We start from the raw sequence: 13,088 nt of genomic DNA on the forward strand, positions 1-13,088 counted from the left end.
CGGGCCGTCCCGCCAGAATCATGGCCGCCTGAGGTCGTCCTCAGGGGATAACAGCGTTTAATCAGCCGATCAGTTCCACACCAGCACTTCGGCAGCGGTCGGGTTCCAGCCGTTGCAGGGATTATTGAGCTGAGGACAGTTGGAGATCAGCACAATGACATCGCATTCAGCGCGCAGCTCGACGTACTTACCGGCGGCGGAAATACCGTCTTCGAAAGTCAGCCCCCCCTCCGGCGTTACCGGTACGTTCATAAAGAAGTTGATGTTGGCGGTAATATCCCGCTTATTCAGCCGCCCGTCGTGCAGGCAGGCGCAGAGAAAATTGTCGCGGCAGCTGTGCATATGCCGGGTCCCGGCGTGGTAACGCACGGTGTTGCTTTCCTGAGAACAGGCACCGCCAAGCGTGTCGTGACGGCCACAGGTATCGGCAACAAGGGTCAGCAGCGGGTTGCCCAGATTGGAATAGAGCACGCTGCCGGTCGTCAGGTAGGCATTGTTCTGGCGGCGCAGGGTACGCTGGGCGTCATAGCGCTCACGCGGGCTGGCCGCGCTGTAGAACAGCGTATCCACCGCCTGGTTACCCTCCAGATCGTGCAGCCGGACGGTCTGGCCTTTTTTCACCTCAAACAGAAAAGGTTCCCCGGCCGGGATGGTGTGGCGATATACCGCCTCAGCGGGCTGTTTTTCACTGGCAGTTAATGTCATCGGGGGGCTCCTTAAAGGGCAAAGCGCGTGATGTTGTCGAAGGCGCGCTGGTTTTCCGAGCGGGACGTTTTGCACCCTGCGGTCACCGCATCGCTGGCATCGTGCAGGCTTATCTGCACCGAGCACGGGCGGTATGCCGGGTTCGGATCCATCGGGTGTGGCAGCGCGGTCAGTACCACCAGCACGTCCATCGGGGCATACAGTTCTACCGTGCTGCCCGGCGCGGAGTGACCGTCGTGGAAGGTGAAGGCGCCCTGCGCATCAACGGTGACCTTGCTGAACAGATTGAGCACCATGTGCAGATCCTCCAGACCGAGGTTCCATTTGCCCATTTCCACCAGCAGGTTATCCAGCCCGTTGCGATGGAAGTCGTTGCGCCGCTCCTGATAGCGCCCCTGGCCGTATTTTTCTGCCGTTTCACTGGCGTTCAGCACGCCGCCGAAGCTGTCATGCCAGCCGCAGGTATCGGTGACAATCGCCGCCAGCACGCGGCCCATATCAGAATAGAGACAGTGCCCGGCCGTCAGTCTGGCGGTGTGCTGCCCTTTCAGCGTGTCCGGCAGATTCAGCCGTTCGCTTTTCTCATGGGCGTTAAACAGCATCAGGCTGACGTTGGCCCCGCCGTCGGTATCAGTGAGGCGCAGAAGCTGGCCTTTTTTTATCACCAGCGAGGTGTGACCGCCGCCGGGTAACGTTTCTTCACAGGGATGGGTCATGGGATATCTCCTGATTCAGGGAAAGGGTCGCCAGTGCCGGGTGTGGGATCACCGTACCGGGCGACTGACGCTGCCGCAGTCGGGTTTCATTCAGCGGCAGATCGTAGGTAATGCGGGCCCCCCAGGCGTTCGGCTCGTGCGGGTCAATACGCACTTTGTCGAACACCAGCAGCCGGGTACCGAGGTTGAACCCCTCTGACAGGTCGTGGGTGACCATAAACACCGTCAGCTGAGTTTCCTGCCACAGCGACAGCAGCAGCGCATGCATATCTTTGCGGATGCCGGGGTCGAGCGCGCCGAAGGGTTCGTCCAGCAGCAGGATGCGCGGGCGCATAATAAATGCCTGCGCAATCGCCAGCCGCTGCTGCATCCCGCCGGACAGCTGGGCAGGGTATTTTTCCAGAGCGTGACCTAATCCCACGCGCACCAGCATCTCCGCCGCCTGCTCGCGCGCCGCTTTTTTGCGCCGGCCAAAAAGACGCCCGATCAGCGGTGCCTGCGACAGTTCCAGACCGATGGCGACGTTATCCAGCACGTTCAGATGCGGAAACACCGAGTAGCGCTGGAAGACCACGCCCCGGCTGGGGTCCGGTTCGGCCTTCAGCGGCTGCCCCTCCAGCAGAAGGCGGCCACGGCTGGGTTTTTCCTGCCCCAGCAGCAGGCGCAGAAAGGTGGATTTACCGCAGCCGGAGGCACCGACAAGGGTACAGAACTCCCCTTCACGGATGCTCAGATTGAGGTTTTCCAGCACCACGTGGTTGCCGTACTCCTGCCACAGCTGTCTGACTTCGATAAAACTCATGATTTTTCTCCCTGAGCCCAGGGGAAGCACAGCCGGTTAAGGCGGCGCAGCCCGAGATCCATCAGCCAGGCCAGCAGCGTGATCCAGATGACGTACGGCAGGATCACGTCCATCGCCATATAGCGGCGCACCAGAAAGATGCGGTATCCCAGTCCGGCGGTGGCAGAGATCGCTTCGGCGGAGATCAGAAACAGCCAGGCGGAGCCCAGCAGCAGGCGCAGCGAGGTCAGCAGCCGGGTCAGTAACTGCGGTAACACCACCCGCAGTACCACCGTCCAACTGCTGGCACCGAGGGTCTGTGCCTTGATCAGGATCTCTGCCGGGATCTCCCGCGCCCGCTGCTCCAGGTCACGTGCCAGCACCGGCGTGATGCCAATGACGATCAGCATGATTTTCGACAGCTCATCCAGTCCGAAGACGATAAACAGCACCGGGAGAATGGCCAGCGGCGGCACCATGGAAACCACCGTCATAAACGACGACAGCGGCGATCGCCACAGCGGAAAAACCCCGGAGGCAATGCCGAAGACCAGCCCCAGAACGGAAGCGATCCCCAGCCCGATCAACAGCCGGCCCAGGCTGACGGCAGTATCCATCCACAGCAGATAGTCGCCGCTGCGTTTATCCGGTGTGAACGCCATACGCTGTACCGCATCAATCATCTGCCCCAGCCCGGGCAGCAGCTTGTCGTGCGGATTGGCGTCCAGCCGCACTGCCGAGCCGATAAAGTACGCCGCGATGACCAGCACGAACGGCAGCAGGACCAGCATCACGTGCATGCCCCGGTCAGGGTGTCGGTTAATTTGCCGCATGGTGCAGGCTCCTCAGGGATGAATTACAGGGTGCCGGCCGCCGCCATTTTCAGGTAGCTGTCGTCAAAGCGCAGTTTGATGTTGCCGCTGTCGCCCTGCGTAACGTTGCCGGGGAAGCTCATGCCGATAAAGTCAGCGCTCTGTGCGCCGTCACCCAGCAGCCCTTTTTCAAAAGAGAAGTCCGCCACGCGCTGCATGGTTTTCACCAGCGCTGCGCCACTGACAAACGCAAGATTATCGGCCGGGGTGTAAAACAGGTGGGTGGTTTTTAACTGCGCCTGGTAGCCGCTGAGGTCAGTGCCGGAGGCAGAGGCCATGGCACTGAGCGCGGCATGATCGCCCGCTTTCATTTGCGCCATCATTTCATACCACGCGCCGGTCAGGGCTTTACCGAGGGCCGGGTTATCTTTCAGCACCGCGCTGTTGACCACCATCATGTCGATCAGCTCGCCGGGCACCTGGGAAGACTCAAAGACCTCGGTGGTATCGGGGGTGTTTTTGATTACTGACAGCTGTGGATTCCAGGCCACGGCGGCCTGCACGCTGTTGGTAGCAAAGGCAGAGACAATATCGGCATCCGAGGTGTTTACCACGGTGACATCTTTTTCCTGCAACCCGGCTTTTTCCAGCCCGCGCACCAGCAGATAGTGGGACACCGACAGCGCCGGCAGGTAGACTTTCATCCCTTTCAGATCCTTCAGGGTTTTACCTTTTCCCTTCAGTACCACGCCGTCGTTGCCTTCGGAATAGCTGCCGAGGATCAGCGCGGTAGAGTCCACGCCCCCGGCCGCCGGAATGGTCAGCGCATCCATATTGGTCATGGTACAGCCGTCAAACTGGCCGGCGGTGTACTGGTTAATGGATTCGATATAGTCGTTAAGCTGGGTGACGTGAATTTTAATGCCGTATCTGGCCGCCCATTTGTCGATGATGCCGGCGCTGGCAATCTGGCCCCAGGGCATCCATCCGGCATAAATGGTCCAGCAGACGTTAAATTCTTTTTTTGCGGCGGCCTGGGAAGGCAGGCTGACCAGCGCCGTCGCGCTGAGAAGGCAAATGCTGAGGATGCGGGCAAGTTTCATTGTAACCTCGGTGTTGGCGGAAAATACGGGGCAGCGCGACACCAGAGGTGTTGCTGTCTCCCGGGCTTTTATCCCGCCGTGTAACCCCAACCGAGGTCGCCAGCTCTCGGACCAGTCATCCACCGTGTGGACCGGAACCCTAGCCTGCTATTGTGATCAGTTATCGGTGTAACGCTGCTGCTGTCAGTAACAGAGCAAAAGTTGTGCCAGAATGCTTTTAGCAGTAAAACAGTGAGTTACCGTTAACGCTTTGCGTAAAACGATCGTCGATGGGGCATCATTTTCTGGCAGAGTGCATCAGAAGTGTGCAGTGTGGAAATAAACGCCCGTCTCATCTTACCTGCAGGCCGGAGAACCATGACACAGTCTCAACAGTTACGAAAAAAAGCGCTGATTGCCGGTGCCGTCGGCAACTTTATTGAGTGGTATGAATTCGCGGTTTACGGTTTTCTTGCCACGGTCATTGCCCGCAACTTTTTCACCCTGCAGGGCGAATCAGCCCTGACGGGCATTATCCTGACCTGGGCCGCCTTCGCCATTGCCTTTTTCTTCCGCCCGCTGGGCGCGATGGTGTTTGGCCGTATCGGTGACAGGATAGGCCGCAAGCCCACGCTGGTGGCGGTGCTGATCCTGATGACGCTGACCACCGCGGCGATTGGTCTGGTACCGGTTTATGCCTCTATCGGCCTGGCCGCCCCGCTGATCCTCACTCTGCTGCGCATTCTTCAGGGGCTGTTTGCCGGCGGGGAGTACGGCGGTGCGGTTTCCCTGATGACCGAGTTCGCCCCGAAAGGCAAACGCGGCCTGTATGGCGCCTGGCAGTCGCTGACTGTCGCCTTTGGCCTGCTGGCCGGGGCGGCGATGGTCGCGGTGCTGACAGCGACCCTGAGCGACGAGGCGCTGCATAGCTGGGGCTGGCGAATACCTTTTCTGACGGCGCTGCCGCTGGGCCTGGTGGCCCTGTGGCTGCGTATGCAGCTGGAAGAAACCCCGACCTTTAATCAGGCAAAAGCGCAGCCTGATGCGCCGCGCGGTGGGCTGGTGTTCCGGGTGATCCTGCTGGGCATTGGCCGGGTGATGGTCTGGTCGGCGGCGGGGTATACCTATCTGGTGGTGATGCCGACCTACTTACAGTCGGTGCTGCACACCGGGCTGAACCAGGCGCTGGTGATTGCCGTGCTCTCGAATGTGGGCTTTGCCCTCACCATCCTGCCTGCGGGGATGCTCAGCGACCGCCTCGGCCGCCGTAACGTGATGGTATTTGCCAGCGTGATGCTGCTGATCTTTGCCTGGCCGCTGCTGAAGGTGCTGCAGATGCCCGACATCAGTTTGCTGGTGAAGTGCCTGGTGGTGATGTTTGCGGGAGGGCTGGTGGGCCTGCTGGCTGGCCCGGGGCCCGCCATGTTGTCTGAGATGTTCCCCACGCACGTTCGCTATACCGGGCTGGGGCTGGCCTATTCCCTTTCTAACGCCCTGTTCTCTGGCTGCGCAGGGTTAATTATCAGCGGGCTGATCAAACAAACCGGTAATAATGATATTCCGGCGTTTTACGTGATGGCGACCGCCGTTGTCAGCATCGCCGCCCTGATGACGCTGCGGGCTGACGACCACCGCCGGTCGCTGGATGAGTGATGGCAGCCGTTCGTTCAGGCAGGCTCTGGCGAACGGCAACATCATTACACCTTTAACCGCCACCGGAGTGCCGTTAACAGCAGAGCGCTGCCAAGGGTGCAGGCGGCCATGCCGAGCACCCGCAGCGGATGATAGGGAAACCACAAGAAAAAGAGGACGCTGAGAATGGATACACAGACCACACTGCCCCAGCGCCAGGGAACAAAAGCCATTATCAGCAATGCCGGGCAGGCAAGGTAATAAAAATAAAAAGAGACAAACATTAATCCCACGCTGCGGTGAGAAACGATCTGATAATGGCTGGCATACCCCATATGTAATGTCTGATAGCCCGCCACCATTAGCACCGCACAGGCAATAAACAGCCCCACCCTGATCGCATGACGTTTCATGACGTAATCCATTTTTCATTCACTGCCGTCAACGCCAGCCGCTGACAGACACCGTGCCGGATTATGCCGGACTTTACCCGGCGAGATCACGCCTGTTTTTTTAACTCAGCGCCGCCGCCGGGACAATATGCTGCCCCGGCGGTGCGTTCAGCGCAGAGGCCAGCAGCGCCCGGGCAATATTTTCCGCCGGGTTAAGCCGCAGGCTTTTGGGCAGGACAGGCCCCGCCACGCTCAGTATGCGCATCATCAGCGATTCCACCGGACGAGGCGCCTGACGCTCACCGCCAATCAGGCCCGGCCGGACCAGCGTCAGCGAGGCAAACCCCAACCGGGCCAGATCGCGCTCCAGCTCCCCCTTAACCCGGTTGTAGAAAAAGCGCGAGTCCACACGGGCGCCAGCCGCAGAGTTCAGCACGCAGGTCGCGGTGCCCTGCGCTCTGACCCGCCGGGCGAAGGCCAGCGGATAGTGATAGTCGACGCGTGTAAACGCTTCACGGCTTTTAGCCTGCTTCATAGTGGTGCCGAGCGTACAAATCATCGCATCAACCTGCCACCAGTCCGCCGCCTCGGGTAAATGGTCGAAATCCACGACCGGGGCCAGCAGCCTGGGATGTGCCGGCAGCGTGCGCCGCACCGGGGCCACCACCGAGCTGACCCGGGCGTCCGCCAGCGCCAGCCGCAACAGGTGCCCGCCCACCAGTCCACTGGCCCCGACCAGCAGCAGTTTCATCTCAGGCTCTCCCGGCGAACTGGCCAATCGCCTGCACCACCGGGGTGCTGCCATCGGTCAGTTCGATGATTTTGTGCGTCACCTGCGGCTGTCCGACCAGGGTTGCCAGGGCGGCAGCAACGTTATCACGAGAAATGTTGCCATAGGGGATGGCCAGTCCGGCGGTGACGTTGCCGTTGCCGGCATCGTCCACCAGCGTGCCGGGGCGCAGGATCACCCAGTCCAGATCGCTGGCAGCCAGATGCACATCGGCCTGCTTCTTCACCGCCATATAGTTTTCAAAGGTGTCCGACCCGGCTTTACCCCGCCCGGCTTCCGGGAAGGCAGACACCAGCAGAAAACGTGCAACACCGGCCTGTGCGGCCGCGGCGACCGCCAGCTCCAGCCCTTTGCCATCGATAGCATTGGTGGTTTCCATACCGCCTTTACCGCCCGCACCGGCGGTGAAGACCACACAGTCGCAGCCGCGCATCAGCCCGGCAAAGTCAGCCACGCTGAGGGCCGTCAGGTCTCCCTGCACGGTATCCGCGCCCAGACTTTTCAGTTGCTCACCCTGTTCGCTATGACGATGAAGCCCCACCGGCTGATGGCCCTGCTCTGCCAGCTGGCTCACCAGACGGCGGCCAATCTGGCCTGCTGCACCAATAATAAATACCTTACTCATCACGATCTCCGGAAAATGAACTTGTCTTACATCTTAGCTTATTCACTGTGACCCGCCTCGCAGTTCGGGGCAATGTAAGCTGGAATGTATCGGCGATCGGCGCTCTGGGTGCCGCAGGATGGAGTGGTGATCGGATTTGATGGCACCGGGGGCACAGGATCTCGCCACCGCTGTCGATAGTTGAGCCGAGGTCGCAGGAGATTAGACGCGAGGCAGTGAGCCTGCTGCTGAAGAAGATGAATGACCCACTGAGTACAGCGCAGAAAACCACCCTACAGTGGCGCTATGTGACTTCCAGATAACAGATGACAAATAAGGCGACGCCGAAACCCGTCCGGCGCCGCTGAGGCAGGTCAGAGGTGTTTTTTCAGCAGTTCGGCCAGCGCCGTCATGCCCCTGATGATTTTTTCATCACCGTGGGTGGAGTAGCTGAAGCGGGCAAAGTTGTCGCGCTGCACGGTCGGGAAGAAGGTGGCACCCGGCACCCAGACCACTTTCGCCTCTGGCACCGCATGCTCCAGCATAAATTTCGCCGTATCAAAACCTTCCGGGAACTCCATCCAGGTAAACAAGCCACCGTCAGGATCGGTCCAGCTGATCCCCTGCGGGAATTCGCTTCTGACCACCGACAGCATGGTTTCTTTCTTACGCAGATACTGCGCCTTGATGGTCTGGATATGATCGTCGATATTGTGCCTTTCCAGATACATCGAGACTGCAGCCATGTTCAGGGTGCTGCACTGCGTATCCGCCGCCAGCTTCAGCAGGCCCAGCTTCTCGGTGATTTCAGCAGAGGCCACTGACCAGCCAAGGCGCAGGCCCGGGGCGAGGATTTTGGAGAAGCTGCCGAAGTAAATCACCCGTCCTTGCGTATCCATGCTTTTCAGCGTGGGCACTTTATCCCCCTGATAGCGGACTTCGCGGTACGGCGAGTCTTCCAGAATAATAAAGTCATACTGGTTGGCCAGCTGGATCAGATGCTGTCGACGCGCCAGCGACAGCGTTATTCCGGTTGGGTTATGGAAGTCCGGGACGGTATACAGCAGCTTAATGCGCTGCCCCTGTTTCAGCTTCTGCTCCAGTACGTCGGTCATCAGCCCCTGCTCGTCCATCGGGATCGCCAGATAGCCCGGCTGGCAGGTATTAAAGGCGATTAACGCGCCAAGAAAGGTCGGGGCTTCGGTGGCGATCAGGTCACCGGGGTTGATCAGCAGCCTGGCCGCCAGATCGAGCCCCTGCTGGCTGCCCTGCAGGATCAGCACCTGATCTTCTTCACAGACGATACCGTCCGCGGCCATACGCTGCGCGATTTGCTGGCGCAGCTTCGGCATCCCGGTGGAATGAGTATATTGCAGCGAGACTTCGCCAGGGCCTGCAAGCAGCTCGCCAAAAATAGCCTGAAGTTCCCGCGCCGGAAACAGGCTGGAATCCGGATAACCGCCGCCGAAGGAAATAATCGTGGGATCTGCACCGAACTGCAGCAGTTGCCTGATGGCCGAAGGCTTCACACCCTCCATTCTGTCCGCGTAACGCGTGGTCATGTTCCGTATTCTCTTTAAGGGTATTGGGCTGGAATAACGTTATGAGAAATCAGTATAAGCTGTCAATTAATTAACTTTTTATTTCAGTTTGATGGAGTTTTTTAACGCCGTTTCTCTAAAAGATAACCGCAGTTCTCGTTCTTCTGCCTGCGTCACCATGGCAGGCCGCCAGCCGCTGAAAGCCTTTTATTTCGCCTGACGCGACCAGAGAAATCGCGGACATCAGGGTGTTTTTTGTGAGCTACGTCACACCCATTTTATTCAACTATTTTGAACGTTAATGGCAATTTATTCCGCTATCAGTTGATTATTAGCAGGCGTAGTATTTATCACATCAAGGCGACACGCCTTACCTTATAAAAATACCCTGAGGAATACATTATGAAAACCATCAAAACTTTCGTCGCTGTTGCTGCTCTGTCTCTGATCTCTTTCGGCAGCTTTGCCCAGAGCGTGACTGCGACGGCCTCTACGCTGTCCGCAGCAGAAGCGCAGATTGCCGCGCAGGCTCAGCAGGCTGGTAGCAGCTACAAAATCACCGAAGCCAACTTTAACAACGGCGTGCACATGACCGCTGAACTGATTAAATAAGTGGCATTCTGATTTAAAAAAAAGCCCCGAAAGGGGCTTTTTTATTGACGTTAAAAAGACAGCGTCACGACTCCGATGCCACCAGTTTTTGCAATACCTTCAGCTGCACCACCGCCTCCTGCATCGCATCCATACCGCTGGTCATCTCATTCAGCTTATCAAGATTGTCACTGATGCTTTTTCGTTCATGCGCCGTCTGACTGCTCATCGCCGCGATGGCGTTGGCCGCATCAATGCTCTCCTGCGCCATCTGGCGGGCGCTTTCCACAGTGTCGACCGCGACCTTACGAATGTTCAGGATCGTGCTGACCGCGTCGCGGATGCTGTGCGACGTTGCCTCTGCCTGATCTTTCGAAGACTGCGCCAGCCGCCGAACTTCGCTGGCGACCACCGCAAAACCGCGACCGGCCTCTCCGGCGCGGGCAGCCTCTACCGCCGCGTTGAGCGCGAGAATATTAGTCTGGAAGGCGATATTACTGATGCCGCTGTTGATGGTGGTGATCCCGGCGGAGATGGTTTCTAACTCATCCAGCCCGGCACTGAGCTGATGCTGGGCCTGCTGGCTGTGTAAGGCCGCGTCGCTGATGGAGCGGATATTACTCTCCGCCGCCGTCAGCGCCTCGCTCTGACTGCGGGTCGCGTTCTCCAGCAGTGGCAGCGACTGCATCAGGGGATCCAGCTTTTGCTGGTATGCCACAACCTGATTAACAATCCGGGTTTGCAGGGCATTCAGCGCCTCCCAGCGACGCAGCGCCCGCTGGGCGTAATGGCTGGCGTAAGCGGCATACTGCACCGGAAAATCCTGCATCGCATCGCAGGGCTGGTTGAAAAAGGCCAGCGCCGAGAGCGTCTGATTGATCGGCACCCCGAGAATTTCACCAAAGCTGGAGAACCCGGCCGACGGGATAGCCGTAAAAAAGTGTGCCTGCGGCAGACGGGCCTGATTGCCGACCCGGCGCAGCACGCAGTCGTTCAGCAGCAGCGCCGCCGGCTGGCCGTAGCGCCCGGTAAATGCCTCCCAGTCCGTGCGGGTGGCGGCGGCAAAGTCGGTCTCCTGCAGCAGGTGCAGACGGTCGCCAAATTCCAGATCGCAGAAAAACTGCAGCCGGTCAGAATGGAAGGTTGCCACTGAGCGGATAAAGTACTCCTCCCCGACTTTCACCGCAAACGTCAGCCCTGCAAGACGGGCCTGCAAACCGGACGGTGTGCACTGCAGGTGCGAACAGAGCGCTTCAATCACATTATGCTGGCGACCGCTGGCGTCGAATAGTGACGTGACGGTACGTGCCACCGGATCCGCGTCGGCCACCAGCCAGCTCTGCGCCGTGGGCGCAAAGTTCTGGCTTTTAAATGGCGCAAAGGACTTGCCTTCCGCCATCTGGCAAAAGACGATCACTGCCTTGCCCTGCAGGATCCGCCCTCCACTGCCGATCCAGGTGCCGTCAAAGTCCAGCGTGCCGCCGGCAGAACCGCCAATTGCCAGGCACGGAAAACGTCCGCTGGCATACCAGGCCTGCATCAGAAAGCCTTCGGAGGCGGATAAGCCGTCACAGAAAATCAGCGCAAAGGTGCGCCCGGCCGACAACGGCATTTTGACGGTCATCCGTTCCAGCTCACGCTGGATAGCATCCACGCGCTGCCGGGCCGTCCGGGTATCCTGCACGTGCAGGTCGATCTCATGCACTTCATGACGGGCGACCAGGCTCTCCGGCAGCCACAGCCAGCTTCCCTGCTGACCTGCGCCATCGCAATAGGTACTGTGCCCGCGGCCGCTGCACAGTGCACCGTTTGAAGAAAGGGTCAGCACGCTGCGGCGCGAACTGTTCAGGCTCTGCCAGGCCTGGCTTACGCGGCTGAATTCAGCCTCAGGGGGAACAAAACTCAGCAGCAGCCCGGCGCTGTGGCGGCTTAAACCCAGCGCGTTCATGCTGGCGGGCGGCCGGCGGGCGTCAAAGACACCGGCACGCGGCTGACGACCGCTCCGTTTTAGCCGGGCGGCTGTGTTCCAGAAAGAAGAATGACTCATTATTGCCTACTCAGGGACGAAAGAGGGGTGACTGGTCTGTGCAATCCATTAGCGATGAAGCGGCCGGAGGAGAAGAGGCCCCCCGCCGCTGTGCACTGGTTATCGGCACGGGCAGCGAAAGCCTTAACAGGGGTTGAGCACCCGAACCGCCCCCGTGCCGGCCCGCTGTTTTTATTGTTCTTTTCGGTACCTCAATAACGCCATCAGGAATGGCCAGTGCCAGCCTTTCCCTTCCTTTTCCAGGCGAAGCTAGCCAGGGAATGGCAGCCAGTACGTTAAAGAATATGTCCCCCCTGTCGAGATCAATCGGCTCAGGAGAGGCGCAGCATGAGGCCATGCTTTATCAGGTCGCCAGACGGACTTTTCTGCACCAGAATAAACAGGGAGATGTGAAATGACGGCGGAGAATGATGATGAGAATAACGATCCTGTTACTGCTTACCTGCCTTTTACCCCAGACACACGCGGCGGCGGACAGCAGCTGCACGCAACGGTGTTACGTTGAAAACAGCCGCTGCGACCGTGACAGCGGCAGCGGCTGCAGCAGCACCCTGCAGCGCTGCCTGCAGACGTGCGGCCGCTAGCGACAGCACCTCAGACGTGATCCCGGCTTAACGGGATCACCAGCGGCGTGCCGTAGAACGGATCGTCAATAATACGGCAGTTGAGGTCAAAAACGGTTTTTACCAGCGCCTCGCTGAGGATCGCCTGCGGTGCGCCTTGAGCCACCACGCCCCGCTGGTGGACGGCGATCAGATGGTCGGCGTAGCGGCAGGCCAGGTTCAGATCGTGCAGCACCATGACGATGGTTTTATTCTGCTGCCGGTTAAGGTCGCGCAGCAGATCCAGCACCTCAATCTGATGGGCCAGATCGAGAAAGGTTGTGGGCTCATCCAGCAGCAGAATGCCGGTGTTCTGCGCCAGCGTCATGGCAATCCAGACCCGCTGCCGCTGCCCGCCAGAGAGCGCTTCAACCGGGCGGTCTGCCAGTGCGGTGGTGCCCGTCCGCTGCAGGGCGGCGTCCACTTCCGCCTCATCCTGCGCTGACCACTGCTGCAGCCAGTTCTGCCACGGGTAACGCCCCAGGCTCACCAGCTGGCGCACGTTAATCCCTTCCGGGGCCACCGGATTCTGCGGCAGGATCGCCAGTTCCTGCGCCACGTTGACTGTGGATTTCTGCTGGATGTCTCCCCCGTTGACCCATACCGAGCCGCTGTGAGGTTTAAGCAGGCGGGCAAATGCGCGCAGCAGCGTGCTTTTACCGCTGCCGTTACTGCCGATCAACACCGTCACTTTGCCCTTTGGCAGCGTAATGTCCAGATCGTCAATAATGGTCTGATTCTGGTAACTCAGGGTCAGACTGCGGGCGGCAATGGCCGTCATAACTCAGTTTCC

The 13,088-nt window shown here is 59.3% G+C and carries 13 protein-coding genes and 1 riboswitch; of the genes, 2 read left to right on the plus strand and 11 right to left on the minus strand.

Annotated elements, in window-relative coordinates:
- Positions 1–69 precede the first annotated feature (69 nt).
- From K6L24_RS11080 to K6L24_RS11100, 5 genes are read right to left on the minus strand one after another with little or no spacing between them, the layout of a single operon-like run.
- Positions 70–705 (minus strand): urea amidolyase associated protein UAAP2, encoded by a 636-nt coding sequence (locus K6L24_RS11080; RefSeq protein WP_062743289.1) that lies wholly within the window; start codon positions 703–705, stop codon positions 70–72.
- A gap of 11 nt (positions 706–716) precedes the next feature.
- Complete coding sequence (locus K6L24_RS11085; protein ID WP_222681457.1) at positions 717–1,421, minus strand: urea amidolyase associated protein UAAP1; 705 nt, start codon at positions 1,419–1,421, stop codon at positions 717–719.
- Complete coding sequence (locus tag K6L24_RS11090) at positions 1,405–2,223, minus strand: ABC transporter ATP-binding protein (protein WP_062743291.1); 819 nt, start codon at positions 2,221–2,223, stop codon at positions 1,405–1,407. Before K6L24_RS11090 ends, K6L24_RS11085 begins: the two co-directional genes overlap by 17 nt.
- Entirely contained in the window at positions 2,220–3,035 is an 816-nt protein-coding gene (locus tag K6L24_RS11095; RefSeq protein WP_191928127.1) for an ABC transporter permease, read from the minus strand. Before K6L24_RS11095 ends, K6L24_RS11090 begins: the two co-directional genes overlap by 4 nt.
- A gap of 23 nt (positions 3,036–3,058) precedes the next feature.
- A complete protein-coding gene (locus K6L24_RS11100) occupies positions 3,059–4,117 on the minus strand; it encodes a putative urea ABC transporter substrate-binding protein (RefSeq protein WP_118664149.1) in 1,059 nt (352 codons plus the stop codon).
- A 55-nt stretch (positions 4,118–4,172) separates the two neighbouring features.
- Positions 4,173–4,271: riboswitch (guanidine-I (ykkC/yxkD leader) on the minus strand.
- A 203-nt stretch (positions 4,272–4,474) separates the two neighbouring features.
- On the opposite strand from K6L24_RS11100, the gene K6L24_RS11105 reads away from it, so the two are divergent.
- A complete protein-coding gene (locus K6L24_RS11105; RefSeq protein ID WP_118664150.1) occupies positions 4,475–5,749 on the plus strand; it encodes an MFS transporter in 1,275 nt (424 codons plus the stop codon).
- Positions 5,750–5,793: 44 nt separating this feature from the next.
- On the opposite strand, the gene K6L24_RS11110 is transcribed toward K6L24_RS11105, so the two are convergent.
- The 4 genes from K6L24_RS11110 to K6L24_RS11125 all read right to left on the minus strand — a co-directional run bounded on the left by K6L24_RS11110 (position 5,794) and on the right by K6L24_RS11125 (position 9,076).
- A complete protein-coding gene (locus K6L24_RS11110) occupies positions 5,794–6,141 on the minus strand; it encodes a hypothetical protein (protein WP_137268606.1) in 348 nt (115 codons plus the stop codon).
- Positions 6,142–6,241: 100 nt separating this feature from the next.
- Positions 6,242–6,871 (minus strand): Rossmann-fold NAD(P)-binding domain-containing protein, encoded by a 630-nt coding sequence (locus tag K6L24_RS11115; RefSeq protein WP_222681458.1) that lies wholly within the window; start codon positions 6,869–6,871, stop codon positions 6,242–6,244.
- A 1-nt stretch (position 6,872) separates the two neighbouring features.
- Positions 6,873–7,535 carry an NAD(P)H-binding protein gene (locus K6L24_RS11120; protein ID WP_222681459.1) on the minus strand — a complete coding sequence of 221 codons (663 nt, stop codon included), beginning with the start codon at positions 7,533–7,535 and terminating at the stop codon, positions 6,873–6,875.
- A gap of 353 nt (positions 7,536–7,888) precedes the next feature.
- Positions 7,889–9,076: an aminotransferase-like domain-containing protein gene (locus K6L24_RS11125; RefSeq protein WP_222681460.1), complete on the minus strand. Its 1,188-nt coding sequence runs from the start codon at positions 9,074–9,076 to the stop codon at positions 7,889–7,891.
- Between the two features lie 381 nt (positions 9,077–9,457).
- Here K6L24_RS11125 and K6L24_RS11130 point away from each other — a divergent pair, with 381 nt between their 5' ends.
- Positions 9,458–9,667, plus strand: a complete 210-nt coding sequence (locus K6L24_RS11130; protein WP_062743301.1) for a YdgH/BhsA/McbA-like domain containing protein — start codon at positions 9,458–9,460, stop codon at positions 9,665–9,667.
- A 64-nt stretch (positions 9,668–9,731) separates the two neighbouring features.
- On the opposite strand, the gene K6L24_RS11135 is transcribed toward K6L24_RS11130, so the two are convergent.
- Both K6L24_RS11135 and K6L24_RS11140 read right to left on the minus strand, forming a co-directional pair.
- A complete protein-coding gene (locus tag K6L24_RS11135; protein ID WP_245006682.1) occupies positions 9,732–11,693 on the minus strand; it encodes a methyl-accepting chemotaxis protein in 1,962 nt (653 codons plus the stop codon).
- A 594-nt stretch (positions 11,694–12,287) separates the two neighbouring features.
- On the minus strand, positions 12,288–13,076 hold the full coding sequence (locus tag K6L24_RS11140) for an ABC transporter ATP-binding protein (protein ID WP_137268601.1): 789 nt from the start codon (positions 13,074–13,076) through the stop codon (positions 12,288–12,290).
- Positions 13,077–13,088 lie beyond the last annotated feature (12 nt).

It is taken from the genome of Erwinia persicina, assembly GCF_019844095.1.
GTDB lineage: Bacteria > Pseudomonadota > Gammaproteobacteria > Enterobacterales > Enterobacteriaceae > Erwinia > Erwinia persicina.

What these genes read in the sequence shown, in the direction of transcription:
- K6L24_RS11090 (WP_062743291.1), bottom strand. Translation starts at nt 2,223, where the DNA reads ATGAGTTTTATCGAAGTCAGACAGCTGTGGCAGGAGTACGGCAACCAC.
- K6L24_RS11115 (WP_222681458.1), bottom strand. Translation starts at nt 6,871, where the DNA reads ATGAAACTGCTGCTGGTCGGGGCCAGTGGACTGGTGGGCGGGCACCTG.
- K6L24_RS11125 (WP_222681460.1), bottom strand. Translation starts at nt 9,076, where the DNA reads ATGACCACGCGTTACGCGGACAGAATGGAGGGTGTGAAGCCTTCGGCC.
- K6L24_RS11135 (WP_245006682.1), bottom strand. Translation starts at nt 11,693, where the DNA reads ATGAGTCATTCTTCTTTCTGGAACACAGCCGCCCGGCTAAAACGGAGC.
- K6L24_RS11120 (WP_222681459.1), bottom strand. Translation starts at nt 7,535, where the DNA reads ATGAGTAAGGTATTTATTATTGGTGCAGCAGGCCAGATTGGCCGCCGT.
- K6L24_RS11105 (WP_118664150.1), top strand. Translation starts at nt 4,475, where the DNA reads ATGACACAGTCTCAACAGTTACGAAAAAAAGCGCTGATTGCCGGTGCC.
- K6L24_RS11095 (WP_191928127.1), bottom strand. Translation starts at nt 3,035, where the DNA reads ATGCGGCAAATTAACCGACACCCTGACCGGGGCATGCACGTGATGCTG.
- K6L24_RS11140 (WP_137268601.1), bottom strand. Translation starts at nt 13,076, where the DNA reads ATGACGGCCATTGCCGCCCGCAGTCTGACCCTGAGTTACCAGAATCAG.
- K6L24_RS11110 (WP_137268606.1), bottom strand. Translation starts at nt 6,141, where the DNA reads ATGAAACGTCATGCGATCAGGGTGGGGCTGTTTATTGCCTGTGCGGTG.
- K6L24_RS11100 (WP_118664149.1), bottom strand. Translation starts at nt 4,117, where the DNA reads ATGAAACTTGCCCGCATCCTCAGCATTTGCCTTCTCAGCGCGACGGCG.
- K6L24_RS11085 (WP_222681457.1), bottom strand. Translation starts at nt 1,421, where the DNA reads ATGACCCATCCCTGTGAAGAAACGTTACCCGGCGGCGGTCACACCTCG.
- K6L24_RS11080 (WP_062743289.1), bottom strand. Translation starts at nt 705, where the DNA reads ATGACATTAACTGCCAGTGAAAAACAGCCCGCTGAGGCGGTATATCGC.
- K6L24_RS11130 (WP_062743301.1), top strand. Translation starts at nt 9,458, where the DNA reads ATGAAAACCATCAAAACTTTCGTCGCTGTTGCTGCTCTGTCTCTGATC.